Genomic DNA, 25,515 nt, shown 5'->3' on the forward strand with positions numbered 1-25,515 from the left:
CTTACAGATCCATCAGCAGGCGACGCGGGTCTTCCAGCGCCTCTTTTACGCGGACAAGGAATGTCACAGCACCCTTGCCGTCCACAATACGGTGATCATAGGACAGCGCCAGATACATCATCGGGCGGATTTTGATCTCACCATTGATGACCATGGGACGATCCTGGATCTTGTGCATGCCCAGAATGCCCGATTGCGGCGGGTTCAGGATCGGTGAAGACATCAGCGAGCCGTAGACGCCTCCGTTCGAGATGGTGAAAGTGCCGCCCTGCATTTCCGCCATTGAGAGTTTACCGTCACGGGCGCGCTTGCCCTTTTCGGCGATGGCTTTCTCGATCGCTGCGAAAGACATGGAGTCCGCATCCCGGATGACTGGAACCACCAGCCCTTGCGGCGTACCTGCGGCCACACCCATATGCACGAAGTTCTTGTAGACGATGTCATTGCCGTCGATCTCGGCATTCACTTCGGGCACTTCTTTCAGCGCATGACAGCAGGCCTTGGTGAAAAAGGACATAAACCCCAGACGTACGCCATGCTTCTTCTCGAACTGGTCCTTGTACTGGTTGCGCAAGGCCATCACCTCAGTCATGTCCACCTCGTTATAGGTGGTCAGGATCGCGGCGGTGTTCTGCGCGTCCTTCAGGCGCTTGGCGATGGTCTGGCGCAGACGGGTCATGCGCACGCGCTCTTCGCGGCTCGCATCCTCGGCAGCCACAGGCGCGCGCGGAGCTTGGGCAGCGGGGGCGGGCACAGCCGCCGCAGGCGCTGGGGCCGTAGCTGCTGCAACTGCCTTTGCCACGTCTTCTTTCATGATACGACCATCGCGTCCGGTGCCAGTGACTTGATCCGCAGACAGACCAGCTTCGGCCATCGCTTTCTCAGCCGATGGAGCGTTGGACACGTCTTTACCTGTGCTGGCTGCAGTCGGAGCGGCGACGGCTGCCACCGGAGCCGCTGCCGCACCTGCGGCTGCGCCCGAGATCACCGCCAATTTGGCAGAAGCATCGACCGTGCTGCCTTCAGGCGCAACGATTTCAGCCAGAACGCCTGCCGCCGGGGCAGGGACCTCGACCGAGACCTTGTCGGTTTCCAATTCGCACAGCATTTCATCCTGTGCAACGCTGTCGCCGACCTGTTTGAACCATGTCGAGACTGTAGCCTCGGTGACGGATTCACCCAATGTCGGCACCATCACATCTACACTGCCGCCTGATGCTGCGGGTGCCGCTGCCGCCGGGGCCGGGGCCGGGGCCGCCGCTGCCGGAGCAGGCGCAGCCGCTTCGCCCGCCGCTATCGTGGCAAGCAGGGCATCGACGCCCACGGTCTCACCTTCGGCTGCAACGATCTCACCCATCACGCCAGCAGCGGGTGAGGGCACCTCGACCGTGACCTTGTCGGTCTCAAGTTCACATAGCATCTCATCTACGGCGACTGCATCGCCGGGTTTTTTGAACCAAGTCGCAACGGTGGCTTCGGTGACAGACTCGCCCAGCGTGGGAACACGAACTTCAATCGTCATCGTTTACTTTCCTTCAATGCTCAGCGCTTCGTTCACCAGCGCTTCTTGTTGGGCTTTGTGTTGGCTGGCCAGACCCGTCGCGGGCGAGGCCGAAGTTGCGCGACCGGCATAGACCGGACGGGTGTGTTTTGCGCCAATGCGGGTCAGAACCCATTCGATATTGGGCTCAATAAAGGTCCAGGCCCCCTGGTTCTTGGGTTCTTCCTGACACCAGACCATCTCAGCCCCCTTGAAGCGCTCAAGCTCGTTGATTAGCGAATGCGCAGGGAAAGGATAATACTGTTCGATCCGCATCAGGTAGATGTCGTCGATGCCACGCGCGTCGCGTTCCTCAAGCAGATCAAAATAGACCTTGCCCGAGCACATGACGACCCGCTTGATCTTGTCATCTGCCACCAGTTTAGTGTCCGAGTTGCCCTGTTGAGCATCATCCCACAGCACCCTATGGAAGCTCGAGCCTGTGGTGAATTCCTCGGCCTTGCTGACCGCCAGCTTATGGCGCAGCAGCGACTTCGGCGTCACCAGGATAAGCGGCTTGCGGAAGGTCCGGTGCAATTGACGGCGCAGGATGTGGAAATAGTTCGCAGGCGTTGTGCAGTTCGCCACGATCCAGTTGTCCTGACCGCACATTTGCAGAAACCGCTCAAGCCGTGCAGATGAGTGCTCTGGGCCTTGCCCTTCGAACCCATGCGGCAGCAGCGTGACCAGACCAGACATCCGCAGCCACTTCGATTCACCCGAACTGATGAACTGATCGAACATTATCTGTGCCCCATTGGCGAAATCGCCAAACTGTGCCTCCCAGAGAACAAGCGCGTTGGGCTCGGCCAGTGAATAGCCATATTCGAACCCAAGCACCGCGTATTCGGACAGCATCGAGTCAATCACGTCATAATGTGATTGGCCCTTGCGGATATTGTTCAGCGGGTAATACCGTTCCTCGGTTTCCTGATGGACAAATCCGGAATGGCGTTGGCTGAATGTGCCACGCGTCGCGTCCTGTCCGGCCAAACGTACAGGGTAGCCTTCAGTCAGCAGAGAGCCAAACGCCAGAGCCTCGCCCGTTGCCCAGTCAAAGCCGGTTCCGTTTTCGAACATCTGTTTCTTGTGGTCCAGCAACCGGCCCACGGTTTTGTGCATCGCAAAACCTTCGGGGGCGCTGGTCAGAGCAGTGCCGATCTCGGCCAGCGTCTCTGGTGTAATTGCGGTTTCACCGCGCATGTATTCGTCTTTGTGCTTGTCCAGATGCGACCAGCGCCCATCCAGCCAGTCGGCTTTGTTTGGCTTGTAGTCTTTCCCGGCATCGAACTCTTCATTCAGATGTGCCTGAAAGGCCGCCTTCATGTCTTCAATCTCGCCTTCGGGGATAAGCCCGTCCCTGACAAGGCGCTCGGTATACAACGACAACGTGGTCTTATGCGTCTTGATCTTCTTGTACATGATCGGGTTGGTGAACATGGGTTCGTCACCCTCGTTATGACCAAACCGGCGGTAGCAGAAGATATCCAGCACCACGTCCTTGTGGAACTTCTGGCGGAACTCGGTCGCCACCTTGGCGGCATGCACCACCGCCTCGGGGTCGTCGCCATTCACGTGGAAGATGGGAGCTTCAACCATCAGCGCGATATCCGTGGGATAAGGGCTGGAACGGCTGAAATGCGGCGCGGTGGTGAAACCGATCTGGTTGTTCACCACGATATGCATGGTGCCGCCGGTCTTGTGCCCTTTCAGACCCGACAGGCCGAAGCCTTCGGCGACAACACCCTGTCCGGCAAAGGCTGCGTCGCCGTGCAGCAGAATGCCCATCACTTTGGTGCGGTCTTCGTCGTTCAACTGGTCCTGCTTGGCACGTACCTTACCCAGAACCACTGGGTTCACCGCCTCAAGGTGGCTTGGGTTTGCGGTCAGCGACAGGTGCACGCTGTTGCCATCAAACTCGCGGTCGCTGGAGGCGCCGAGGTGATATTTCACGTCGCCTGATCCATCCACGTCCTCAGGCTTGAAGCTGCCGCCCTGAAACTCGTTGAAGATCGCGCGATAGGGCTTGCCCATCACGTTGGCCAGAATGTTCAACCGGCCCCGGTGGGGCATGCCGATCACGATATCGCTGAGGCCCAAGGCGCCGCCGCGCTTGATGATCTGTTCCATCGCAGGGATCAGCGCCTCGCCACCATCCAGACCAAACCGCTTGGTGCCCATGTATTTCACATGCAGGAATTTCTCGAACCCCTCGGCCTCGACCATCTTGTTCAGGATCGCCTTGCGGCCCTCCTTGGTAAAGGCGATTTCCTTGCCAAACCCCTCGATCCGTTCCTTCAGCCACGCGGCCTCTTCCGGGTTCGAGATATGCATGTACTGCAGGGCAAATGTGCCACAATACGTCCGCTTCACGATCTCGACGATTTGGCGCATGCTGGCCATCTGCAGGCCCAGCACGTTGTCGATGAAGATCGGTCGATCCATGTCAGCATCGGTGAACCCGTAAGTCTTCGGGTCCAGCTCGGGATGCGTACTGGCGGCCCGCATGCCCAGAGGGTCCAGATCAGCTGCCAGATGGCCCCGGATACGATAGGCCCTGATCAGCATCAGCGCCCGCAGGCTGTCCAGCACCGCGCGCTTGATCTGGTCATCGCTGACCTCAACACCCTTGGCTTCGGCCTTGCCCTTGATCTTCTTGCCTGCCGCCTTGGCGTCGATCTCGGCCCACTCGCCAGTCAACGCACCGGTCAGATCATCCGCAGGCATCGGAGGCCAATCGCTGCGTGCCCACGAAGGCCCCTCGGCCTCGCGCTGCACATCCGGCGCGTCATCGCCCATGGCCTTGAAGAACTCGACCCAGGCTGCGTCGACCGCACCGGGGTTCTTGGTGTACTGGGCATAAAGCTGCTCCAGATATTCGGCGTTATGCCCCTGCATGAAGCTTGAGGCATGAAAGGCGGTGTTGGGCGAGTGTTCGGTCATTGGGCTACCTCATATGGGTTGGGACCGTATTGGTTGGTGCCTGGTTCGCTGGGGCGGGTCAGCCACCACAGAACCAGGAGGGGCGACACAAACAGGACAAGAAGTGTCGGAATGACAATAAGAAGAGTTGCGCGGGTGAACAGGATATCCAACGTGCCGCCATGGAACTGGCTGGCAAGGCCGATGCCAAAGATCAGGACGGCAAGCGCACCAAGTATCAGCAGGATCGGCAGCAGAGCATAAAGCCCGCTGCGCCCGGTATCATGCATCCGCCGCCATGCAACGGCCAGATGCGGGAAGAAGACAATCAGGCTGACGATGCTTTGGACCGGGCCTGTTGAGGTGGCCGTGACGGATTTGGATGTTTCGGTTTCAGTCACTGCGACCTGAGTGAAGAACTGCCAGTCGATGATCCCGGCAATGATGCTCCAGATCACGATGAACAGGAAAAAAAACCAGTATTCGGGCCGCGAGGCACGGCCCGAAAAGGTGAAAAACTTGGAGAAACAGGTTTTAATGGCTTCGCCGAAAGTCATGTTTACCGCTCCTCCCAAAGCAGTCAAATTCTGGTCAACCGATGGCTTCCAGCACAGCCTCACCCAGCTGCGCCGGGCTTTCGGCCACGACAATACCAGCCGAGCGCATGGCTTCGATCTTGTCCTCGGCGCCGCCTTTGCCGCCGGCGACGATGGCGCCCGCGTGGCCCATGCGGCGGCCAGGAGGGGCCGTGCGGCCCGCGATGAACCCTGCCGTGGGCTTCTTGCGGCCTTTCTTGGCCTCATCCGCCAGGAACTGTGCAGCTTCTTCTTCGGCAGAGCCACCGATCTCACCGATCATGATGATCGACTCGGTTTCGTCATCCGCCAGGAACCATTCCAGCACGTCGATATGCTCGGTGCCTTTGATTGGGTCGCCGCCGATGCCAACGCAGGTGGACTGGCCCAGACCCACATCTGTGGTCTGCTTGACGGCTTCGTAGGTCAGGGTGCCCGAACGCGACACTACACCGACCGAGCCGCGCTTGTGGATGTGGCCGGGCATGATGCCGATCTTGCAGGCATCCGGCGTGATGACACCGGGGCAGTTCGGGCCGATCAGGCGCGATTTTGAACCTTCCAGCGCGCGCTTCACCTTCATCATGTCCAGAACCGGAATGCCTTCGGTGATACAGACGATCACCTCCATCTCGGCATCAATCGCTTCGAGGATCGAGTCAGCCGCAAAGGGTGGCGGAACATAGATCACCGAGGCGTTGGCTTCGGTCACATGCTTGGCCTCGTGGACTGAGTTGAACACTGGTAGACCCAAGTGCTCCATCCCACCTTTGCCCGGGGTCACGCCGCCGACCATCTTGGTGCCATAGGCGATGGCCTGTTCAGAGTGGAATGTGCCCTGCGAGCCGGTAAAGCCCTGACAGATCACTTTGGTATTTTCGTCGATGAGGACTGCCATCTGGCGTTCTCCTTTATACGGCAGGCTTCTGCCCGCCAAAATCTTGGGAAAGGCGGGCTGAAGCCCACCCTACGGGATGACACTCAGCCTTTAACCGCCTTCACGATCTTCTCGGCACCGTCTTTCAGGTTGTCCGCCGCGATCACGTCTAGGCCAGAGGTGTTGATGATCTCTTTGCCTTTCTCGACATTCGTGCCTTCCAGACGCACGACCAGCGGGACCTGCAGCCCGACCTCTTTCACTGCGGCGACAACGCCCTCGGCGATGACGTCACAGCGCATGATGCCGCCAAAGATGTTAACCAGAATGCCTTTGACGTTGGGGTCCGAGGTGATGATCTTGAACGCCTCGGTCACTTTCTCTTTGGTCGCGCCACCGCCCACATCCAGGAAGTTGGCAGGCTCGGCACCGTAAAGCTTGATGATGTCCATCGTCGCCATCGCCAGACCGGCACCGTTGACCATGCAGCCGATCTCACCGTCCAGCGCGATGTAGTTCAGGTCGTATTTGGACGCTTCCAGTTCCTTGGGGTCTTCCTCGGTCGTGTCGCGCAACTCGGCAATATCCGGGTGGCGGTATACCGCGTTACCATCAAAGCCGACTTTTGCGTCCAGTACTTTCAGGTCGCCCTTGTCCGAGACGATCAGCGGGTTGATCTCCAGCATCTCCATGTCCTTCTCGACGAAGGCATTGTAGAGCTGGTTCATCAGCTTGACGCATTGTTTGACCTGCGCGCCTTCCAGTCCCAACGAGAACGCGATGCGGCGGCCGTGATAGGGCTGATAACCAGTGGCGGGATCAACCGAGAAGGACAGGATTTTCTCAGGCGTCGCAGCGGCCACCTCTTCGATGTCCATGCCGCCTTCGGTCGAGCATACGAATGAGATACGGCTGGTCTGGCGGTCCACCAGCAGGGCCAGGTAAAGTTCACGTTCGATGCCCGAACCGGCTTCGATGTAGATGCGGTTCACCTGCTTGCCTGCAGGGCCGGTCTGATGGGTGACCAGCGTGCGGCCCAGCATCTTTTTGGCTTCTTCGGCGGCTTCTTCCACCGATTTGGTCAGACGGACACCGCCTTTTTCACCGGCGTCGGCCTCTTTAAAGGAACCCTTGCCGCGACCACCCGCGTGGATTTGCGCCTTGACGACCCAAAGCGGCCCGTCCAATTCACCGGCTGCGGTTTTGGCTTCCTCGGCGCGCAGAACTGCGCGACCATCGGAGACCGGAGCGCCATAGCTGCGAAGAAGCGCTTTGGCTTGATATTCGTGAATGTTCATCCAAATTGTCCCGTCTGACTACGATTACACCGTTATAGGGGTGTCTAAGCGCCAAAATTAAAGAGTTTTTTGACCGGTCACGGGAAATTGTCGAAGATTTTCAGTATTTGTGATCACAGTTTTTTGGGGTGTGATCACAAAAATTGCGGGGCGTGGAAATTGATTCGATGATCCGGGATCATGCCCACAAAACACATTCATAGATGAGTTTTGCGACGTTTGCGCGAACATCTTTTAGCCAGCTTGGCACCGTGTAAAAGAAAACCGGCCCTTGAAGAGGGCCGGTTCATTGGTTCTAGGGTTCGTGACTTAGGCCAGCGAGCTGTCGATGCCCTTGCATGCTTCGATCAGGCCCTTAACGGCATTGACCGAATTGTCGAAACCGGCCTGTTCTTCTTCGTTCAGCTTGATGTCGACGACGCGCTCGATGCCACCTGCACCGATTACGGTAGGCACGCCGACATACATGCCGTCGACACCCAGTTCGCCGTTGCAATAGGCAGCACAGGGCAGAACGCGTTTCTGGTCTTTCAGGTAGGCTTCGGCCATTTCGATCGCCGAAGTCGCCGGTGCATAGAAAGCCGAGCCGGTCTTCAGCAGGCCAACGATTTCTGCGCCGCCGTCACGGGTGCGCTGAACGATGGCGTCCAGTTTTTCCTGCGTGGTCCAGCCCATCTCTACCAGATCGGGCAGCGGGATACCGGCAACGGTCGAGTAGCGTACCGAAGGCACCATCGTGTCGCCATGGCCGCCCAGAACAAAAGCGGTGACGTCGCGCATGGACACATTGAACTCTTCCGACAAGAAGTGTGCGAAACGGCCCGAGTCCAGAACGCCCGCCATGCCGCAGACTTTGTTGTGCGGCAGGCCCGAGAATTCACGCAGCGCCCAAACCATCGCGTCCAGCGGGTTGGTGATGCAGATGACGAACGCATCCGGAGCGTTTGCGGCGATGCCTTCACCGACCGATTTCATGACCTTCAGGTTGATGCCCAGCAAGTCGTCGCGGCTCATGCCCGGCTTGCGCGGCACGCCAGCGGTGACGATGCAGACGTCGGCACCGGCGATATCCTCATAGGACTGGGTGCCTTTCAGCTTGGCGTCGAAGCCTTCCGAGGGACCGGATTCGGCGATGTCCAGCGCCTTTCCTTCCGGGGTGCCTTCGGCGATGTCGAACAGCACGACGTCACCAAGTTCTTTCATTGCAGCGAGGTGGGCGAGCGTGCCGCCGATCTGACCTGCGCCGATCAGCGCGATCTTGGGTCTGGCCATTTGGAATATCTCCGGTCGGTTTTGAAATCGCGGTTGTGCTAGTCGCAAAAGCGGCGTCACGCAAGCCTTCTGCGGCGCGGCATGCCACCGCATACCGTTTGCACACACCCCGCCGATTGCGCTAAACCGCCTGTGAATCATGCATATTTCCGGGGTGCCTGATGTTCGAGATGAACCTGATGTTTTTTGCAGTGGCGATCCCGGCGGTGATCTTCGCGGGCATCTCGAAAGGTGGGTTCGGCTCGGGAGTGGCGTTTGCATCTTCGTCGATTCTGGCTCTGATACTGACGCCAGGACAGGCGCTAGCGCTAATGCTGCCGATACTGATGGTGATCGATCTGGCGACGTTAAAGCCGTATTGGAAACGCTGGAGCTGGCCGGATTCGCGCCTTCTGATGTTGGGCGCAGTACCCGGTATCGCGCTGGGCGCGTGGCTTTATCGTGCGACGGATGACGATCTGCTACGTCTGTTGATTGGCGGAATATCGGTCGGTTTCGTGATCTGGCACGTTGCCCAGACCAGAGGCTGGGTGCGGGGCTTTGCCAACCAATTGCCTCCATCGGCGGGTTTGTTTGCCGGGCTTATCGCCGGATTCACCAGCTTTGTCAGCCATGCGGGCGGCCCACCCGCCGCCGTATACCTGCTGTCACAACGCCTGACGAAAACCGAATTTCAAGCCTCGACCGTGCTGGTCTTCTGGGTGATCAACGCCGTCAAATTCGTGCCCTTCGCCTATCTGGGCCTCTTCACTTGGCACACAGCCTTGGCAGACCTGTTGCTGACCCCGTTTGCGATCCTCGGGGCCTGGCTGGGCGTCCGGGCGCATTTCATGCTCTCCGAACGATTGTTTTTCAACATTGCCTACGTCTTGCTGACCCTGACGGGAAGCAAACTTATTTGGGATGCGCTGGTTTAGGCGTTGGGCGGCAATGCTTCGGCCAGTGTTTCATAAGACTGGCCCGAGGCGATCAGGCAGGTCACACCTTCCGGCAAGGTCACAACAATGGTCCAACTGCCGGTTTGGTCCGAGGCATACACCTCCATCACCGCTCCCTGACGCACAATACCGATGCCTCGTCGGGTTTCGCCATAGGACTTTGCCAATCGCTTGATCACGTCCTCGCGTGGCGCACAATTCTGTGCGCTGACTTGTTGCGCTGCCAGTACCATGATGCCCAAGCCAATCGTCATTTTCAGCATAATCGTTTTCATTGGTCACCCCTTTCAAGCTCTTCCTCAAAGCAGCGTGCCGTAGGCAAAAGGACATCGCGTTAAGGCAACGCACGTTGCGCAGCGCAGGAAATGCTGCGCTGCGGCGATTTTGCTCTTGAACTTTCCGTCAAAAAATGCCCCATTCCGCGCAACATTATTTCAATGGGAGAGTCCAGTGGACCCGCGCCAACGCCCCTATCGCTCGGTACTATACATCCCCGGCTCGCGTGAACGCGCGCTTGATAAGGCCCGCACATTGCCGGTGGACGCCATCATCTTTGACCTTGAAGACGCGGTTGCGGCTGATGAGAAAGAGAACGCGCGCGAGACCCTCAAGGCGGCTTTGGCCGCCGGAGGCTATGGTGCTCGGGTCAAGATTGTGCGGATCAACGGGCTTGATACCGAATGGGGGCGCGCGGATGCCGAAGCCGTGCGCGAGATGGATGCAGATGCCGTTCTGTTGCCAAAGGTGAGTTCTGCTGCGGATGTGGATGCGCTGACCTCAATCACCGGAGACCTGCCGATCTGGGCGATGATGGAGACGCCGCGCGGGATGCTGAACGCAGCCGAAATTGCCGCACATCCGCTGATGGCAGGCTTTGTCATGGGGACCAACGATCTTGCGAAAGAGCTGCAGACGCGCTTCCGCCCCGACCGTTTGCCGATGATGACCTCGCTTGGCCTGTGCCTGCTGGCGGCCAAGGCCGAGGGGCTGATCATCGTCGATGGCGTCTACAATGCCTTCAAGGACACCGACGGTCTGGCCGCCGAGTGTGCCCAGGGCCGCGACATGGGCTTTGATGGCAAAACCCTGATCCACCCGGCCCAGGTCGACATCGCAAACTCCGCCTTTGCCCCTTCCGAGGATGAGATTGATCTGGCTCGCCGTCAGATTGCCGCTTTCGAGGAAACCGAGTCGCAGGGGCAGGGGGTCGCCGTTGTCGATGGCAAGATTGTTGAAAACCTACACGTTGTAACTGCCCGCGAAACTCTGGCAAAAGCAGAGGCGATAGTAGCTTTGCAAGCGGGGTAAGCCAGTATGGGCTTTGTTCTTCTGATCCTTGGTGTGGCACTTTGGTGGGCCGCACATCTTTTTAAGCGCGCGATGCCGGAACGACGTGCCGCCATGGGCGACGCGGGCAAGGGCGCCGTGGCGCTCGCCTTGGTGGCCTCGGTATTGTTGATGATCTTCGGTTATCGCATGACCGATTTCATATATGTCTGGGCGCCGCCAACCTTTCTGATTCACGTCAACAACCTGCTGGTGTTGATCGCGTTCTATCTGGCCAGCCCTGCGGGAACCAAAGGTCGCCTGTTGAACAAGGTCCGTCACCCCATGCTGGGTGGCTTTAAACTCTGGGCCTTTGCGCACCTGTTGGTGAACGGTGATCTGGCCTCGATCATCCTGTTTGGTGGCTTGCTGGCCTGGGCAATTGTCGAAGTGATCGTGATCAACAAATCCGAACCAGACTGGGCGCCGGGCGAACCCGGCACATACGGCAAAGATGCCATGTTCTTTGTGGGCTCCATCGTTCTGCTGGGCGTTGTGGGCTATATTCACGGGCTGGTTGGTCCGTCTCCGTTTGGTGGATAAGGGGCCTAATCAATGGCGAAACTTTATCGTTTGTTGACCGAGGAAGACACATCAGCCTTCTGCCACAAGGTCTCGGACGCGTTGGCAAAGGGATGGGAGCTTTATGGCGACCCGTCCTATGCCTTTGACGCCGCAAATAACGTGATGCGTTGCGCGCAGGCTGTGACCAAAGAGGTCGCCGCTGATTACACCCCCGTCATGAAACTGGGACAGCAATAATGGCAAAAACCAATCCGGGTAACTTTTTCGAGGATTATTCAGTCGGGCAGATCCTGCATCACGCCGTGCCGCGCACGGTGACCGAAGGCGAGCGCGCGTTGTACCACGCGCTCTACCCTGCACGACATGCGCTCTATTCCTCGGATGAGTTCGCCCGGAATTGTGGCCTGCCGCAAAGCCCGATCGATGATCTGGCGGCCTTCCATGTGGTATTCGGCAAAACGGTTCCCGATATCTCGCTGAATGCAGTCGCCAATCTGGGTTATGCCGAAGGGCGCTGGCTGCAACCGGTCTACCCCGGTGATACGCTGCGTGCTGAATCTGAGGTGATCGGCCTCAAGCAAAACTCAAACGGCAAAACCGGTGTCGTCTGGGTCCGCACCCGCGGGCTGAACCAGCGCGACGAAGTGGTGATCGAGTATGTTCGCTGGGTCATGGTGCGCAAATCAAACCTCGATGCGCCTGCACCAGAGACGGTGGTGCCCAATCTGAAAAAGGCGCTTGATGTCAGCGATCTGGTGGTACCGCAGGGGCTCGATTTCTCGAAATACAATTTTGTACAATCCGGCGAAAACCACCGCTGGGATGCGTACAACACGGAAGAAACGATTGATCACGTCGATGGCGTGACCGTCGAAGAGGCCGAGCACATGCTGGCCACCCGCCTGTGGCAGAACACCGCCAAAGTGCATTTCGACCTCACCTTCCGTCCAGAGGGACGGTTGATCTATGGCGGCCACGTTATCTCAATGGCGCGTGCCTTATCGTTTAATGGCCTGGCGAATGCGCAGATGATCGTTGGCCTGAACGGCGGTGCCCATGCCAACCCTTGTTTCTCGGGCGATACGATCAAAGCCTGGTCCGAAATTTTGGACAAGGCCGAGACCGGAACTCCCGGAATCGGTGCCATCCGCTTGCGCTTGGTTGCGACCAAAGGTGGCGAGCCTTTCACTTTGCGCAATGATGAGGGTAAGTACCTGTCTAACGTTCTGTTAGATTTGGATTATTGGGCTCTTATGCCAATGTAGCCAATGCCTTCTGGCGGCTGACATTCATGTGATCACGGTCCACGAAATCCATGCTACGCTTGGCGCATGATGATGTTTCGTGCGCTCGCCGCCAGCCTGTATCTGGCATCTCAGGCCTATGCTTGTGATTTGGCTCTGGCCTTGGCCGTAGACGTTTCAGGCTCGGTTGATTCCGAGGAATATCGTATCCAAATGGACGGTCTTGCCGCAGGTCTGCGGGACCCGATCGTATCCGAGGCCTTGGTGCGCGGACAGGCTCGGCTGATGCTTGTGCAATGGACTGGCAGTTCTCGCCAGAGGATCACGATCCCCTGGACCCGGATCGATAGTTTTAACACCTTGGACAGTTTTGCTGATCAGGTCGCAGCTGATCCTCGTGTCTGGCGTAACTTCTCAACTGCGATAGGTGAGGCGCTCGATATGACGGTTGCCAGCTTTGACGACGTGCCCGAATGCGAAAGGCATCTTATTGATCTTTCGGGCGACGGAATTTCGAATGAAGGAATCGAGCCATCGACAATCCACGCCAAACTGCGGGATCGCGGCATCACGGTGAACGCGATCGCGATTGAAGAAAGTGAACCCGATCTGACAGCCTATTTCTTCGAGAACGTCATCGTTGGCGAGGGGGCCTTTGTCGTCTCTGCAGCAGGCTTCGCGGATTATCCCGAACGTATTCGCAAGAAGCTTTTACGCGAGGTGACACAGCAGACTGCAGGGCTGACGCCGCTCCAATAATAGATTCGTGATCACATTGCTTTTTCATTGAAAACGCTAACATTGGCGGTATCGAATGTGATTTGTGATCACGAGAATATTTTGTGTGATCACAAACACGGCTTATCAGCGATTTTGCGTTAAATTTACTGGATTTTGCACCTGCAGCGCGTGACAGAGTCGTAAAAAACAGTAAAACGTTCGGTAGCCAACCGAAAAGGAGCCAACATGGCCGATGTAAATCGAGGCAACCGCCCGCTTTCTCCACATTTGACGATCTATCGTCCACAGATGACGTCCATATCTTCGATTATGGTGCGCATCACGGGTCTTGCGTCTTTTGGTTTGGCTTTGTTGGTCGTCTGGTGGTTACTTGCTGCGGCCACATCGGAAAGCGCCTTTGAGCTGATCAATGGATTGATGACCAGTTTCCTGGGTGATCTGATCATGTTCGGCGCGGCTTGGGCCATTTTCTATCACATGCTGGGCCGTTTGCGGCACGTCATCTGGGATCTGGGATATTGCGTGAATGTTGAAGTGTCCGAGAAGATGGGCATTGGCATGTTCGTGCTGGCAACTGTTCTGGCTCTGATCACAGCCGTAGCGCTTTAAGGGGAGGTTCGCGATGCAGTTTCTCACAGACCGTAAACGCGCGCAGGGCATGGGGGCCGGACGTGCAGGTACACATCACCACTGGCAAATGATGCTCAGCTCGGCGGCATTGGTCATCCTTGTTCCGCTGTTTGTATTTACCTTCGGGCACGCCCTAGGTGGAACCTACGAAGAGGCTCTGGCCTATTACAGCCGCCCGTTCCCGGCGATTATCATGGGTCTGACACTGGTTGTTGTCGTCCCGCATTTGTTGCGCGAAGCCCAGGAAGCGATTGAGGACTACGTGCATGGCGTCGCGGAAAAGCTGGCGCTGATGGCAGCGCAGGCTTTTGCATACACACTGATTGCTGCGGGTCTCTTTGCGCTCGCGCGTCTGGCTCTCGGATATGCGCAGTAAGGAACAAGAACAATGACAGCAGCATATGAATACGAAACCCACGAATATGACGTGGTGGTTGTCGGTGCCGGTGGCGCGGGTCTGCGTGCAACATTGGGCATGGCCGAGCAGGGTTTGCGCACCGCTTGCGTGACGAAGGTATTCCCGACCCGGTCACACACAGTGGCCGCCCAAGGCGGCATTGCGGCGTCCTTGTCGAATATGGGGCCAGACCATTGGCAGTGGCACATGTATGACACCGTCAAGGGCTCGGACTGGCTGGGTGACACCGATGCGATGGAATACCTCGCGCGTGAAGCACCCAAAGCTGTATATGAGCTAGAACATTACGGAGTGCCATTCAGCCGGACCGAAGAAGGCAAGATCTATCAGCGCCCATTTGGTGGCCACACCACCGAATTTGGCGAAGGCCCCGCTGTGCAGCGGACCTGTGCCGCCGCCGACCGGACCGGTCATGCGATCCTGCACACGCTGTATGGTCAGTCGCTGAAGAACAACGCTGAGTTCTACATCGAGTATTTCGCCATTGATCTGATAATGTCTGAGGACGGACAGTGTCAGGGTGTCGTGTGCTGGAAGTTGGACGACGGCACGATGCACGTCTTCAACGCCAAGATGGTTGTTCTGGCGACCGGCGGCTATGGCCGCGCCTATTTCAGTGCAACCTCGGCACATACCTGCACCGGCGACGGTGGCGGTATGGTGGCCCGCGCGGGTCTCGCACTGCAGGATATGGAATTTGTTCAGTTCCACCCAACCGGCATCTACGGATCGGGCTGCCTGATCACCGAAGGTGCGCGTGGTGAAGGCGGATACCTGACCAACTCGGAAGGCGAGCGGTTCATGGAGCGCTATGCGCCTCAGTACAAAGACCTCGCGCCGCGCGACTACGTTAGCCGTTCAATGACCATGGAAATTCGCGAAGGGCGCGGACATGGTGACAACGGCGACCACATCCACCTGAACCTCAGCCATTTGCCAGCCGAAGCTTTGGCGGAACGCCTACCGGGCATTTCAGAATCTGCGCGCGTCTTTGCAGGGGTTGATGTTACCAAGGAACCGATCCCGGTTCTGCCGACCGTGCACTACAACATGGGCGGTATCCCGACGAACTATTGGGGTGAAGTTCTGAACCCGACAGCCGACAACCCGACCGCCGTGGTCCCTGGTCTGATGGCTGTGGGCGAGGCCGGGTGTGCCTCGGTTCACGGGGCAAACCGTCTTGGTTCAAACTCGCTGATCGACCTCGTGGTCTTTGGCCGCGCTGCGGCGATCCGAGCGGGCAAAGTTGTGGATGCCGACGCGTCGAACCCGGTTCTGAACCAGGCCTCTGTCGATAAGGCGTTTGACAGGTTCGATGCGGCGCGCAACGCCAGCGGTGCAATTCCAACCGCAGATCTGCGGCTTGAGATGCAGCGCACCATGCAAGAGGACGCGGCGGTTTTCCGCACCTCGAAGACCATGGCTGAGGGCGTCGAGAAGATGACGGCGATCGCCGCCAAGATGGATGATCTGAAGGTTTCTGACAGATCGTTGGTCTGGAACAGCGATCTGATGGAGACGCTCGAGCTTACCAACCTGATGCCAAGCGCGCTCGCCACCATCGTTGGTGCCGAAGCGCGTAAGGAATCCCGCGGTGCGCACGCCCATGAAGATTTCACCGAGCGCGACGATGAGAACTGGCGCGTCCACACGGTCAGCCGTGTCGATGGCAATAAAGTAGAGCTTAGCTACCGTCCGGTTATCGTTGATCCGCTGACGACCGAAGACGAGGGCGGCATAAGCATGAAAAGAATCGCGCCCAAGGCGCGGACGTTCTAAGGAGAGGAACTAATGGTACAACTGACCCTCCCCAAGAATTCCCGGATCACCACCGGTAAAACCTGGCCCAAGCCCGACGGCGCGACCAATGTGCGCAAATTCCAGATCTATCGCTGGAACCCGGATGATGGCCAGAACCCGCGCGTCGATACTTATTTCGTCGATATGGATACTTGCGGCCCGATGGTTCTGGACGCTCTGATCAAGATCAAGAACGAGATTGACCCAACCCTGACTTTCCGCCGGTCCTGCCGCGAGGGCATCTGTGGTTCCTGCGCGATGAATATCGACGGGATCAACACGCTGGCCTGTATCTATGGCATGGATGAGATCAAGGGCGACGTGAAAATCTATCCGCTGCCTCATATGCCAGTGGTCAAGGACCTGATCCCTGATCTGACTCATTTCTACGCCCAACACGCCTCGATCATGCCGTGGCTGGAGACTAAGACCAATCGTCCGGCAAAAGAGTGGAAGCAATCCATCGAAGACCGCAAGAAATTGGATGGTCTCTATGAATGTGTGATGTGTGCCAGTTGTTCGACCTCGTGCCCCAGCTACTGGTGGAACGGCGACCGTTATCTCGGCCCTGCCGCGCTGCTGCATGCTTACCGCTGGATCATCGACAGTCGGGATGAGGCCACCGGTGAGCGCTTGGACGAGTTGGAAGATCCGTTCAAGCTGTATCGCTGCCACACCATCATGAACTGCGCCAAGACCTGCCCCAAGGGTCTGAATCCGGCCAAAGCGATTGCAGAAATCAAGAAGATGATGGTGGACCGCGCGGTCTGATCACGCACCAAAACAAAGCACTTGCCGGGTTGCGGCAAGTGCATGCCGCCTCTGCAAAACTATGCGATGCGCTTGTACAAGCGCGGATCTAAAGTCCGCGCAGGGGGGAGTGATGAGTTCGAAAAGAGGTCACTCCGATGAACATGCAAAACCAAAAACACGACGCGGCCAAAGCGTTGGAATTTCTGGAACAAGCCTGGGCCTATTATACGCCCGAGCCCAAAGTTCCGGCCAAAGACGAAACACCAGAGTTGTTTGAATATGCGAACGCGGCCTGACCGTGTCGCGCGGGCTTGAATATTACGACACAATAGGCAATGCAGAGCTATGCCCGTTCTATTGCTTCTGCTCGCCGCTGGCGTATTTGCCTATTTTTTCTGGCGGTCCCGCACGTCGTCTCTGACGCGCGACTGCAGGTGGCGGCAACATCGAAGCGAGGGCCAGTGGCGCTGTGCTTACTGTGGCGCGGTGTCAAAATCTGATGTTGAGCCCACGCAGTGTCTGAAAGGACAGTAGCTGCTGTTGGGGGTTTCCCACCGGGCCGAACTGCGCCACTCTCGGCCCATGTCAGAATCTCGGAATACTCCCCGCCCACCTATGGATGCAGATGCGCGCCGCGCGATTGCGCCCGTTATTTGCTACCCGAATGAAGGGCTACCAAAACCCGATTTAGGGCTCTATCAAACTGGGCGTGATACAGCGCACAAAACGGGTGAGGTGTTGGTGCCACCGCGAGAGGCGCGATGCTTTGAGGTGCCTGCAGGGCATTTCTTTAGGATCACTTCTGTTGAAGGATCGCAAGTTGGCGATCTAAACCTGTGGAACCTCAACGACCTTTCCGAGCGGTTCTATTCCGGCAAGACGCGCGCGTTGCATGGCACACATATCACCGTGGGTGAGCGCATGTGGTCGAGCTTTCCACATATGCGACCGATGGCGACAATCATTGCAGATACGCTGGGGTGGTACGGAATCGATGATTTCGGCGGGTCGGTGCACGATGTGATCGGGACCCGATGTGATCCCTATACCGGTAATCTGCTAGCTGGATCCCAGTACCATCACTGTTGCCATTCGAATCTGACACGCGCGCTGGCGGATCATTTGGGCGTCTCTTTGGCCGAAGCCGAGCCTGCGGTACATGATGTATTGAACGTGTTCATGTGCACCGGTTTCACGCGTGATACCGGGCAGTATTTCATGAAAGCCTCACCTGTCCGTCCGGGAGACTATCTTGAGTTTTTCGCCGAGATTGACCTGCTGGGAAATCTAAGCGCGTGCCCGGGCGGTGATTGCTCGTCCGAGCATTCATCGGATACCGCAGCCTGTTATCCCCTGCTGGTAGAAACCTTTGCCCCGGCTGAAGGTGCGCTTGAGGGATGGCGCAGCCCCGCGCGCAACGGATATGACCGCACGCACGGGCGCTAGATATCGCGCAATTCAGCTGTCCGGGAACGCCGCCTGCAGCGCGATTTCGACCATGTCGCCAAAACTGCTTTCTCGGTCCGAGGAGGGCAGGGCTTCGCCGGTCAACAGGTGGTCCGAGACTGTCAGTACCGCCAATGCGCGGCATTTGTGACGCGCGGCAAGGATGTAAAGCTCTGCCGCTTCCATCTCGACACCCAAAATACCGTGCCGAACCATTTGTTCGTTCAGGTCCGGGCGTTCGTCATAAAAGACATCGGATGAATAGATGCCGCCAACATGGGTTGGCGTACCTTTGGCTTGTGCAGCCAATGCTGCAGACTGCAAAAGACCCCAATCCGCGCAAGGGGCGAAGTTCATTTCTCTCATGATCCCGCGCGAAGGGGTGCTGAGTGTGGTCGACGTCATCGCCAGAATAACATCACGCACATTCACACTGTCTTGCATCCCGCCACAGGACCCGATCCGGATCAAAGTTTTGGCGCCGTAGTCACGGATCAATTCGTTCACGTAGATCGACAGAGACGGCATCCCCATGCCACTACCCTGAATGGTAACACGATTTCCTTTCCAGGTGCCGGTGAACCCCAGCATGCCACGCACTTCGTTTACCAGCTTTACGTCTTCAAGAAACGTTTCGGCCGCCCATTTTGCACGATACGGGTCGCCGGGCAAAAGAACGGTTTCGGCAATCTCGCCTTTTTGGGCTCCAATATGGATAGTCATTTTGCCACTTGCCCCCGATCAGATTTCCAGATCAGTAATATCGGTACCGGCTTTTATGGCGTCATGAACCCACTGCGGTTTGCGGCCCCGCCCGGTCCAGGTTTGCGACGGATTGTTCGGATTTTGATATTTCGCTTTAGATGACTTTACCGACTTAGTGCTGTCTCCTGACAATTCAGACAACGAAAACCCATATTCCGCCGCCGCCTTTTCGGCGGCTTTCAACGCTTCTTTTCGCTCACGCACTTCGGCGGTTTTTAGCGCCTTTTCGACCCGATTGCGCAATTCGAGCAGTTCTTTGCGCGACATTTTTTCAAGATCGATTGCCATAATCTTCTCCATTTCGGCTATTCCCCTACTTATTGCAGGGGAAATTGAATAAACCCGAACCTATCTATTCCCATTTTACCGGAAATAGAAATGGAGATTTCTGTAATATGATTTTCTATTCAGCCGCAATTTCCGTTGGGTCAACCAATGTGACGATATCGCCCATGATTGCATTCAATTCGAAATTTTTCGGCGTATAGATTTTCGATACACCCATGGAACGCAATTGATCCGCGTCCTCATCGGGGATGATCCCACCTACAATGACGGGAATATCGCTTAGCCCTGCTGCTTTCAGCCGCGTCATCACGTCCTTCACCAAAGGCAGGTGGCTGCCAGAGAGGATCGATAGACCAATCACATGCGCTTTGTCTTCTTGTGCCGCAGTTACGATTTCTTCGGGCGTAAGACGAATACCTTCGTAACTGATGTCCATGCCACAGTCGCGTGCGCGGAAGGCGATCTGTTCGGCTCCGTTCGAGTGTCCGTCCAGACCAGGTTTGCCAACAAGAAACTTCAGCCTGCGCCCCAGACGGTCGCTTACCGCATCTACGGCTGCGCGCAAGTCTTCCAGACCTTCGGTTTTGTTCGAAACAGATCCCGAGACGCCGGTTGGTCCACGATATGTACCGTAGGCCTTGCGCATTTCCTCGGCCCATTCGCCAGTTGTGATACCGGCCTTGGCCGCAGCGATTGAAGGTGCCATCACGTTGGCACCGGATCGCGCTGCTTCGCGCAATGCTTGCAGCGCCGCGGCCACTGCTGCGTCATCCCGATCCGCACGCCAGTCGTTCAAGCGCCCGATTTGTTCCTGTTCAACCGCCGGGTCGACGACCATGATGCCGCCATCCTCGGTCTGCAAAGGTGAGGCTTCGCCCTCGGTCCATTTGTTTACGCCAACGACAACGGTTTCATTGCGTTCAATACGGTTCAGGCGCTCGGCATTGGACTCGACCAGCCGCGATTTCATGTATTCGATCGAGGCTACCGCGCCGCCCATCGATTCGAGATTAGCCAATTCGGCCCGTGCGCCATTTTTAAGTTCTTCGACTTTGGCGTCGACAACCGGATTGCCGTCGAACAAATCGCCATATTCCAGCAGATCGGTTTCATAGGCGAGGATTTGTTGCATCCGCATCGACCATTGCTGATCCCAGGGACGAGGCAGGCCGAGCGCTTCGTTCCATGCAGGCAACTGCACCGCACGTGCGCGGGCATGTTTGGATAGCGTCACCGCAAGCATTTCAATCAGTATGCGATAAACGTTGTTTTCCGGCTGCTGTTCGGTCAGCCCCAGCGAGTTTACCTGAACGCCATAACGGAATCGGCGGAACTTGGGGTCTTCAATGCCATAGCGCTGCTGCAGAATTTCGTCCCAAAGATCCACAAAGGCGCGCATTTTGCACATTTCGGTGACAAACCGGATGCCCGCATTCACAAAAAACGAAATCCGCCCGCAGAGTGCCGGGAAGTCTTCAGCCGGAACGCGCGGGCGAAGTTCGTCCAGCACTGCAATGGCAGTCGCCAGAGCATAGGCCAGCTCTTGCTCGGGCGTCGCGCCTGCCTCTTGCAGGTGGTACGAACACACATTCATCGGGTTCCATTTGGGCACGTTATCGTAGCAATATTCGGCCACGTCCGCGATCATCTTCAGCGATGGCTTGGGTGGGCACACATAAGTGCCGCGGCTCAGGTATTCCTTGATCAGGTCGTTCTGGACGGTCCCCTGCAATTTCGAGACATCCGCGCCCTGTTCCTCGGCAACTGCGATGTATAGCGCCAAAAGCCAAGGAGCAGTCGCATTGATCGTCATCGAGGTATTCATCTGTTCCAGCGGAATTTGATCGAACAGAACCCGCATGTCCCCCAGATGGCAGATCGGAACCCCAACTTTTCCAACTTCGCCGCGCGCCAAAGTGTGATCGCTGTCATACCCTGTTTGGGTTGGCAGATCGAAGGCCACGGACAGGCCGGTCTGACCTTTGGCTAGGTTCGCACGATAAAGCGCATTTGACGCTTTGGCCGTTGAGTGACCGGCATATGTACGGATGAGCCAGGGGCGATCTTTCTGCAACTGCGTCATGGGTCGGGCCTCGCGGATCGGTGGGTAACAAAATTACGTTCTATGGTGGTAAATAGTAATTTTCAGTACATGTCAATTCGCTGCGTTGCGGCATCGACGGTTTCTGCAGATTGTGGGTGGTCGCGTTTGATGGCACTGTGCCCGAATGATGCAGACTGTGGAAATCCCGCTTTGGCTGTTTGTGCTGATCGTGCTGTTTGCCGCGGTCACATTTGCCTCGCATTTTTTGTTTCCGTCGGTGCGCTGGTTTTTCCGCCGCCGCCTTGAGCGCGCCGTCGCACGGTTGAACAAGCGACTGCAGCGTCCGATCCAACCGTTCAAATTGGCGGGGCGGCATGACATGATTCAACGGCTTATCTATGACCCGCAGGTTAGCCGGGCGGTGCAGCAGCATGCCAAAGAAGAAGGTGTGCCTGACGCTGTTGCCTCAGAATTGGCACGGCGTTATGCGCGCGAGATTGCGCCCTCATTCTCGACAGTGGCCTATTTCAGCATCGCGATCCGTTTTGCCCGCATGCTGAGTAACGCCTTTTACAAGGTGCAGTTGGGTTACGAGGACAAAGCCGCGCTGGACAATATCGATCCCGATGCGACGGTCGTTTATGTCATGAACCACCGCAGCAATATGGATTACGTGCTGGTCACCTATCTGGCGGCAGACCATTCGACCTTATCCTATGCTGTGGGCGAATGGGCCCGTGTCTGGCCTCTAAGTCGATTGATTCGCGCGATGGGGGCTTATTTCATTCGCCGCAAGTCGGGTAGCGACCTATATCGACAGGTCCTTGCAAGCTATGTAAGACACGCGACCGAAGCGGGCGTGACGCAGGCCATGTTCCCTGAGGGCGGGCTGAGTCTGACTGGCAAACTGGGGCGCCCCAAGCTGGGATTGTTGAAGTATATCCTTGACGGAGTCGAACCGCAGGGGCGGGATGTGGTGTTTGTTCCGGTTGCTTTGAACTATGATCGGGTGCTTGAAGATACCGTATTAACAGCGGCAGCGAAGGATAGTGAACGCCGCTTCCGCGCGCGGATCGGGGTTATCACCCGCTGGTCGCTCAAGCAGATTTGGCGCAAGCTTGTCGGGCGCTACAAGAGATTCGGGATTGCCTCGGTGCGGTATGCGACACCGATTTCTCTGAAAGAATTTCGAGTCGCGCACGAACGGGACCTGACGACCGATCTGGCCCGCGAGTTGATGCGCAGGATCGGCGCCGCAATTCCTTTTGTTCCAGTGCCTGCTGCGTGTCGGCTGGTTCAGGAAGAAGGTGAGATGTCAGAGCAGGATTTGAAGGCGCGTTTGCTGACGTTGGGCGGCGACGCGGTTGCCCAGGATGATGGAGAGGCTGTTGACGATGCCATCAATCAGTTGGTCGAGCGACGGATTCTGCGTCGCGAGGCTGGAGTGTTGCGCCCATCAGGCGAGCGATCAGAGCTGCTTGCTTATTACGCGGCAGCATCAGAACCCGTTGTTCGGGCTGAGAATGATGCAAGTGCAGAAAGTATTTCTGCAACTGCTGGGTCATAAAATTACAAAATAGATACCAAAAACGGTTGCAATATTACTCAGAGGCTAATATTTCGTCTTTGGAAAGCCGCGATTCTGCGGCGCGGCAACAGTTGGAAAAAAGGAGGCCAGCATGGCTTTGGATGTCGACAGCGGTATCGCGTCGTATGAGGCGCCGGAAAAGGACCTCTACGAGATGGGTGAAATCCCCCCGATGGGGTATGTTCCCAAGCAAATGTATGCCTGGGCCATCCGGAAAGAGCGCCACGGTGAGCCAGACACAGCGATGCAGTTGGAAGTCGTTGATGTCCCGAAGCTGGACAGCCACGAAGTGCTGGTTCTCGTTATGGCGGCGGGTGTGAACTACAACGGCGTCTGGGCATCGCTTGGCAAGCCGATCAGCCCGTTTGATGGCCACGGCCAACCCTTTCACATCGCAGGTTCAGATGCGTCGGGCATCGTCTGGGCGGTTGGTGACAAAGTGAAGCGCTGGAAAGTCGGCGATGAAGTCGTGATTCACTGCAACCAGGACGATGGCGATGACGAACACTGCAACGGTGGTGATCCGATGTATTCGCCCAGCCAGCGCATCTGGGGATATGAGACACCTGATGGCTCGTTCGCGCAGTTTACAAATGTTCAGGCACAGCAGCTGATGCCGCGTCCCAAGCACCTGACCTGGGAAGAAAGCGCCTGCTACACGCTGACCTTGGCAACAGCCTATCGGATGCTTTTTGGGCACGAGCCGCACGATCTGAAGCCGGGCCAGAACGTCCTGGTTTGGGGTGCATCGGGCGGTCTGGGCTCTTACGCGATACAGTTGATCAACACTGCGGGTGCCAATGCGATCGGCGTGATATCGGATGAAAGCAAGCGTGAGTTTGTGATGGACCTTGGCGCCAAAGGCGTCATCAACCGCAAGGATTTCAACTGCTGGGGCCAGCTGCCCACGGTGAATACTCCGGAATATGCTGAATGGTTCAAAGAAGCCCGCAAGTTTGGCAAGGCCATCTGGGATATTACCGGCAAAGGTGTGAACGTCGACATGGTGTTCGAGCACCCCGGCGAAAGCACGTTCCCGGTGTCCACTTTTGTCGTGAAAAAGGGAGGTATGGTTGTGATCTGCGCCGGGACCACTGGCTACAACCTGACCTTCGACGTGCGTTACATGTGGATGCACCAGAAACGCTTGCAGGGCTCGCATTTTGCGCATCTCAAACAGGCCTCGGCTGCAAACCAGCTAATGGTCGAGCGCCGCTTGGATCCGTGCATGTCCGAAGTGTTCACTTGGCAGGATCTGCCTGAGGCGCACATGAAGATGATGCGCAACGAACACAAGCCGGGCAACATGTCGGTGCTGGTTCAGGCTCCGCATACAGGCATGCGCACCCTTGAAGAAGTATTGGCTGCCCGCGACTAACGGTCTCAGGCGAACAGCAGCTGCAACACCCGCAGGGCGCACACACGCCTTGCGGGTGTTCATCGTTTCTATCGATGATTATGCATTTTCAATGCTTTAAGAAATCGCCCCCCGCTATTTCTGGGGAGTAGAAAGCAGCGAGTAGGCCGAATTAGTCTGCACATGTTATGGTTGTGTTAACCCTTCGTTAACTATTTCGGGGACACCCTGATGGCGCAAAATGAGTGGATTTTGGACGTTCTGTCGGACCTCAACGCCTTTGCTGTGGCGAATGGGTTGAGCGCGCTGGCCGAGCAGCTTGACGACACAAGACTGATCGCCGCGGCCGAGATTGCGTCCTCAAAGGATGAGGCTTGCGCGCCCGCGAATGGGAAGAAAATTCGATTTGAGCCAGATCCTAGGGGATTTGGAAAGCACCAGCACGCTTGACGAGCTGACCAGCGTAGCAGTCCAGTTGCGGGACAAGCTGCAAATTGACCACATGACATATCATTGGGTTGATGGGGCCGGGGATCAATACGGGTTCACGACTTATTCGGATGCCTGGGATGAACGGTATCGAGACAGGAATTATCATCGTATTGATCCGGTTATTCTAGGTTGTTTTCAGCGATTTCACGCTGTGGACTGGAAACAGCTGAATTGGTCGGGCAAAGCAGTAAAGGCCTTCCTGCAGGACGCGCAGGAACATGGCGTCGGCAATCAGGGCTATTCGATCCCGCTGCGGGGGCCAGGCGGGCAATTCGCGCTGTTTACGGTCAACAACAGCTGCGATGACATCGCATGGCAGGCATTTGTCGAAACGTATGGCCGCGATCTCATATTGGTGGCGCATTTCCTCAATCGAAAAGCGCTGGAATTTGCAAAAGAACGGCAGCCGGACAACATGCGGGGGCTCTCGCCCCGCGAAATCGATGCAATGACATTGCTGGCGCTGGGGTATAGCCGAGCGCAGGTGGCGCACTCGCTTTCCATTTCTGAGCATACGCTCAGGGCCTATATCGAAAGCGCACGCTCAAAACTCGGTGCGCAAAATACGACTCATGCAATCGCCACTGCACTCAGTAGAGGATTAATAGTCGTTTAACGACCGTACGGTGGTCTCACTTTAAATTAACTACGTGTTCGTACCCCCTTTGTTCCAACT

General features: G+C 56.9%; 25 protein-coding genes. 15 read left to right on the forward strand and 10 right to left on the reverse strand.

Annotated features, from left to right (window positions below):
• Window position 1: 1 nt before the first annotated feature.
• The 6 genes from odhB to mdh all read right to left on the reverse strand — a co-directional run bounded on the left by odhB (window position 2) and on the right by mdh (window position 8,484).
• Window positions 2–1,522, reverse strand: coding sequence for a 2-oxoglutarate dehydrogenase complex dihydrolipoyllysine-residue succinyltransferase (gene odhB / locus ACRZ96_RS12495; protein WP_480814692.1), 1,521 nt, complete (start codon window positions 1,520–1,522; stop codon window positions 2–4).
• A 3-nt stretch (window positions 1,523–1,525) separates the two neighbouring features.
• Window positions 1,526–4,483, reverse strand: coding sequence for a 2-oxoglutarate dehydrogenase E1 component (locus tag ACRZ96_RS12500; RefSeq protein ID WP_170408342.1), 2,958 nt, complete (start codon window positions 4,481–4,483; stop codon window positions 1,526–1,528).
• Window positions 4,480–5,019 (reverse strand): DUF805 domain-containing protein, encoded by a 540-nt coding sequence (locus ACRZ96_RS12505; RefSeq protein ID WP_170408341.1) that lies wholly within the window; start codon window positions 5,017–5,019, stop codon window positions 4,480–4,482. The genes ACRZ96_RS12500 and ACRZ96_RS12505 overlap by 4 nt, the downstream gene beginning before the upstream one ends.
• A gap of 34 nt (window positions 5,020–5,053) precedes the next feature.
• Entirely contained in the window at window positions 5,054–5,935 is an 882-nt protein-coding gene (gene sucD / locus ACRZ96_RS12510) for a succinate--CoA ligase subunit alpha (protein WP_152456828.1), read from the reverse strand.
• 83 nt (window positions 5,936–6,018) lie between these two features.
• Window positions 6,019–7,212, reverse strand: a complete 1,194-nt coding sequence (gene sucC / locus ACRZ96_RS12515; protein WP_170395786.1) for an ADP-forming succinate--CoA ligase subunit beta — start codon at window positions 7,210–7,212, stop codon at window positions 6,019–6,021.
• A gap of 309 nt (window positions 7,213–7,521) precedes the next feature.
• Complete coding sequence (gene mdh / locus ACRZ96_RS12520) at window positions 7,522–8,484, reverse strand: malate dehydrogenase (protein WP_170353522.1); 963 nt, start codon at window positions 8,482–8,484, stop codon at window positions 7,522–7,524.
• 161 nt (window positions 8,485–8,645) lie between these two features.
• Here mdh and ACRZ96_RS12525 point away from each other — a divergent pair, with 161 nt between their 5' ends.
• The gene (locus tag ACRZ96_RS12525) at window positions 8,646–9,401 is read left to right on the forward strand and encodes a sulfite exporter TauE/SafE family protein (protein ID WP_480772022.1); all 756 of its coding nucleotides are present in this window, start codon (window positions 8,646–8,648) and stop codon (window positions 9,399–9,401) included.
• Here the strand turns inward: ACRZ96_RS12525 and ACRZ96_RS12530 are convergent.
• A complete protein-coding gene (locus ACRZ96_RS12530; protein WP_480814693.1) occupies window positions 9,398–9,697 on the reverse strand; it encodes a hypothetical protein in 300 nt (99 codons plus the stop codon). The two genes, ACRZ96_RS12525 and ACRZ96_RS12530, sit on opposite strands and share 4 nt — an antisense overlap.
• Window positions 9,698–9,872: 175 nt before the next feature.
• On the opposite strand from ACRZ96_RS12530, the gene ACRZ96_RS12535 reads away from it, so the two are divergent.
• The 11 genes from ACRZ96_RS12535 to ACRZ96_RS12585 all read left to right on the forward strand — a co-directional run bounded on the left by ACRZ96_RS12535 (window position 9,873) and on the right by ACRZ96_RS12585 (window position 18,305).
• Complete coding sequence (locus ACRZ96_RS12535; protein ID WP_170395792.1) at window positions 9,873–10,730, forward strand: HpcH/HpaI aldolase/citrate lyase family protein; 858 nt, start codon at window positions 9,873–9,875, stop codon at window positions 10,728–10,730.
• A 6-nt stretch (window positions 10,731–10,736) separates the two neighbouring features.
• Window positions 10,737–11,291: an NnrU family protein gene (locus tag ACRZ96_RS12540; RefSeq protein WP_480707116.1), complete on the forward strand. Its 555-nt coding sequence runs from the start codon at window positions 10,737–10,739 to the stop codon at window positions 11,289–11,291.
• Window positions 11,292–11,303: 12 nt separating this feature from the next.
• A complete protein-coding gene (locus tag ACRZ96_RS12545) occupies window positions 11,304–11,510 on the forward strand; it encodes a DUF1737 domain-containing protein (RefSeq protein ID WP_480814694.1) in 207 nt (68 codons plus the stop codon).
• On the forward strand, window positions 11,510–12,538 hold the full coding sequence (locus ACRZ96_RS12550) for a MaoC family dehydratase (RefSeq protein WP_480814695.1): 1,029 nt from the start codon (window positions 11,510–11,512) through the stop codon (window positions 12,536–12,538). Before ACRZ96_RS12545 ends, ACRZ96_RS12550 begins: the two co-directional genes overlap by 1 nt.
• 66 nt (window positions 12,539–12,604) lie before the next feature.
• Window positions 12,605–13,276: a DUF1194 domain-containing protein gene (locus ACRZ96_RS12555; RefSeq protein ID WP_370644346.1), complete on the forward strand. Its 672-nt coding sequence runs from the start codon at window positions 12,605–12,607 to the stop codon at window positions 13,274–13,276.
• A gap of 207 nt (window positions 13,277–13,483) precedes the next feature.
• The gene (gene sdhC / locus ACRZ96_RS12560) at window positions 13,484–13,867 is read left to right on the forward strand and encodes a succinate dehydrogenase, cytochrome b556 subunit (protein ID WP_170395798.1); all 384 of its coding nucleotides are present in this window, start codon (window positions 13,484–13,486) and stop codon (window positions 13,865–13,867) included.
• A 13-nt stretch (window positions 13,868–13,880) separates the two neighbouring features.
• On the forward strand, window positions 13,881–14,264 hold the full coding sequence (locus tag ACRZ96_RS12565; RefSeq protein WP_170395800.1) for a succinate dehydrogenase, hydrophobic membrane anchor protein: 384 nt from the start codon (window positions 13,881–13,883) through the stop codon (window positions 14,262–14,264).
• Window positions 14,265–14,276: 12 nt separating this feature from the next.
• Window positions 14,277–16,085: a succinate dehydrogenase flavoprotein subunit gene (gene sdhA / locus ACRZ96_RS12570; RefSeq protein ID WP_170395802.1), complete on the forward strand. Its 1,809-nt coding sequence runs from the start codon at window positions 14,277–14,279 to the stop codon at window positions 16,083–16,085.
• 12 nt (window positions 16,086–16,097) lie between these two features.
• Window positions 16,098–16,877 carry a succinate dehydrogenase iron-sulfur subunit gene (locus ACRZ96_RS12575; RefSeq protein WP_170408332.1) on the forward strand — a complete coding sequence of 260 codons (780 nt, stop codon included), beginning with the start codon at window positions 16,098–16,100 and terminating at the stop codon, window positions 16,875–16,877.
• Between the two features lie 137 nt (window positions 16,878–17,014).
• Complete coding sequence (locus ACRZ96_RS12580) at window positions 17,015–17,155, forward strand: hypothetical protein (protein ID WP_170395806.1); 141 nt, start codon at window positions 17,015–17,017, stop codon at window positions 17,153–17,155.
• Between the two features lie 286 nt (window positions 17,156–17,441).
• Window positions 17,442–18,305, forward strand: a complete 864-nt coding sequence (locus ACRZ96_RS12585; RefSeq protein WP_480772052.1) for an urea carboxylase-associated family protein — start codon at window positions 17,442–17,444, stop codon at window positions 18,303–18,305.
• A gap of 12 nt (window positions 18,306–18,317) precedes the next feature.
• On the opposite strand, the gene deoD is transcribed toward ACRZ96_RS12585, so the two are convergent.
• The 3 genes from deoD to ACRZ96_RS12600 form a co-directional block, all read right to left on the reverse strand.
• Window positions 18,318–19,028, reverse strand: a complete 711-nt coding sequence (deoD, locus tag ACRZ96_RS12590) for a purine-nucleoside phosphorylase (RefSeq protein ID WP_170395810.1) — start codon at window positions 19,026–19,028, stop codon at window positions 18,318–18,320.
• A gap of 18 nt (window positions 19,029–19,046) precedes the next feature.
• Window positions 19,047–19,358 carry an H-NS histone family protein gene (locus ACRZ96_RS12595; RefSeq protein ID WP_223117549.1) on the reverse strand — a complete coding sequence of 104 codons (312 nt, stop codon included), beginning with the start codon at window positions 19,356–19,358 and terminating at the stop codon, window positions 19,047–19,049.
• Between the two features lie 115 nt (window positions 19,359–19,473).
• On the reverse strand, window positions 19,474–21,441 hold the full coding sequence (locus ACRZ96_RS12600; protein WP_480707122.1) for a methylmalonyl-CoA mutase family protein: 1,968 nt from the start codon (window positions 21,439–21,441) through the stop codon (window positions 19,474–19,476).
• Window positions 21,442–21,586: 145 nt separating this feature from the next.
• Between ACRZ96_RS12600 and ACRZ96_RS12605 the strand changes: the two genes are divergently transcribed.
• The 3 genes from ACRZ96_RS12605 (at window position 21,587) to ACRZ96_RS12615 (ending at window position 25,455) form a co-directional block, all read left to right on the forward strand.
• Window positions 21,587–22,969: a 1-acyl-sn-glycerol-3-phosphate acyltransferase gene (locus ACRZ96_RS12605; RefSeq protein ID WP_480814696.1), complete on the forward strand. Its 1,383-nt coding sequence runs from the start codon at window positions 21,587–21,589 to the stop codon at window positions 22,967–22,969.
• A 112-nt stretch (window positions 22,970–23,081) separates the two neighbouring features.
• A complete protein-coding gene (gene ccrA / locus ACRZ96_RS12610; RefSeq protein ID WP_170395824.1) occupies window positions 23,082–24,368 on the forward strand; it encodes a crotonyl-CoA carboxylase/reductase in 1,287 nt (428 codons plus the stop codon).
• 367 nt (window positions 24,369–24,735) lie between these two features.
• Window positions 24,736–25,455 carry a helix-turn-helix transcriptional regulator gene (locus tag ACRZ96_RS12615; RefSeq protein ID WP_170395826.1) on the forward strand — a complete coding sequence of 240 codons (720 nt, stop codon included), beginning with the start codon at window positions 24,736–24,738 and terminating at the stop codon, window positions 25,453–25,455.
• Window positions 25,456–25,515: the final 60 nt, after the last annotated feature.

It is taken from the genome of Ruegeria sp. CF1 (assembly GCF_056537445.1).

Bases quoted from the DNA above. Each gene is read 5' to 3' on its own strand.
- ACRZ96_RS12545 (WP_480814694.1), top strand. From the start codon at position 11,304: ATGGCGAAACTTTATCGTTTGTTGACCGAGGAAGACACATCAGCCTTC.
- ccrA (WP_170395824.1), top strand. From the start codon at position 23,082: ATGGCTTTGGATGTCGACAGCGGTATCGCGTCGTATGAGGCGCCGGAA.
- ACRZ96_RS12555 (WP_370644346.1), top strand. From the start codon at position 12,605: ATGATGATGTTTCGTGCGCTCGCCGCCAGCCTGTATCTGGCATCTCAG.
- ACRZ96_RS12585 (WP_480772052.1), top strand. From the start codon at position 17,442: ATGTCAGAATCTCGGAATACTCCCCGCCCACCTATGGATGCAGATGCG.
- deoD (WP_170395810.1), bottom strand. From the start codon at position 19,028: ATGACTATCCATATTGGAGCCCAAAAAGGCGAGATTGCCGAAACCGTT.
- ACRZ96_RS12600 (WP_480707122.1), bottom strand. From the start codon at position 21,441: ATGACGCAGTTGCAGAAAGATCGCCCCTGGCTCATCCGTACATATGCC.
- ACRZ96_RS12540 (WP_480707116.1), top strand. From the start codon at position 10,737: ATGGGCTTTGTTCTTCTGATCCTTGGTGTGGCACTTTGGTGGGCCGCA.
- ACRZ96_RS12605 (WP_480814696.1), top strand. From the start codon at position 21,587: ATGATGCAGACTGTGGAAATCCCGCTTTGGCTGTTTGTGCTGATCGTG.
- odhB (WP_480814692.1), bottom strand. From the start codon at position 1,522: ATGACGATTGAAGTTCGTGTTCCCACGCTGGGCGAGTCTGTCACCGAA.
- sdhA (WP_170395802.1), top strand. From the start codon at position 14,277: ATGACAGCAGCATATGAATACGAAACCCACGAATATGACGTGGTGGTT.
- sdhC (WP_170395798.1), top strand. From the start codon at position 13,484: ATGGCCGATGTAAATCGAGGCAACCGCCCGCTTTCTCCACATTTGACG.
- ACRZ96_RS12565 (WP_170395800.1), top strand. From the start codon at position 13,881: ATGCAGTTTCTCACAGACCGTAAACGCGCGCAGGGCATGGGGGCCGGA.
- ACRZ96_RS12525 (WP_480772022.1), top strand. From the start codon at position 8,646: ATGTTCGAGATGAACCTGATGTTTTTTGCAGTGGCGATCCCGGCGGTG.
- ACRZ96_RS12530 (WP_480814693.1), bottom strand. From the start codon at position 9,697: ATGAAAACGATTATGCTGAAAATGACGATTGGCTTGGGCATCATGGTA.
- ACRZ96_RS12500 (WP_170408342.1), bottom strand. From the start codon at position 4,483: ATGACCGAACACTCGCCCAACACCGCCTTTCATGCCTCAAGCTTCATG.
- sucC (WP_170395786.1), bottom strand. From the start codon at position 7,212: ATGAACATTCACGAATATCAAGCCAAAGCGCTTCTTCGCAGCTATGGC.
- ACRZ96_RS12615 (WP_170395826.1), top strand. From the start codon at position 24,736: ATGGGAAGAAAATTCGATTTGAGCCAGATCCTAGGGGATTTGGAAAGC.
- mdh (WP_170353522.1), bottom strand. From the start codon at position 8,484: ATGGCCAGACCCAAGATCGCGCTGATCGGCGCAGGTCAGATCGGCGGC.
- ACRZ96_RS12595 (WP_223117549.1), bottom strand. From the start codon at position 19,358: ATGGCAATCGATCTTGAAAAAATGTCGCGCAAAGAACTGCTCGAATTG.
- ACRZ96_RS12505 (WP_170408341.1), bottom strand. From the start codon at position 5,019: ATGACTTTCGGCGAAGCCATTAAAACCTGTTTCTCCAAGTTTTTCACC.
- ACRZ96_RS12575 (WP_170408332.1), top strand. From the start codon at position 16,098: ATGGTACAACTGACCCTCCCCAAGAATTCCCGGATCACCACCGGTAAA.
- ACRZ96_RS12580 (WP_170395806.1), top strand. From the start codon at position 17,015: ATGAACATGCAAAACCAAAAACACGACGCGGCCAAAGCGTTGGAATTT.
- sucD (WP_152456828.1), bottom strand. From the start codon at position 5,935: ATGGCAGTCCTCATCGACGAAAATACCAAAGTGATCTGTCAGGGCTTT.
- ACRZ96_RS12550 (WP_480814695.1), top strand. From the start codon at position 11,510: ATGGCAAAAACCAATCCGGGTAACTTTTTCGAGGATTATTCAGTCGGG.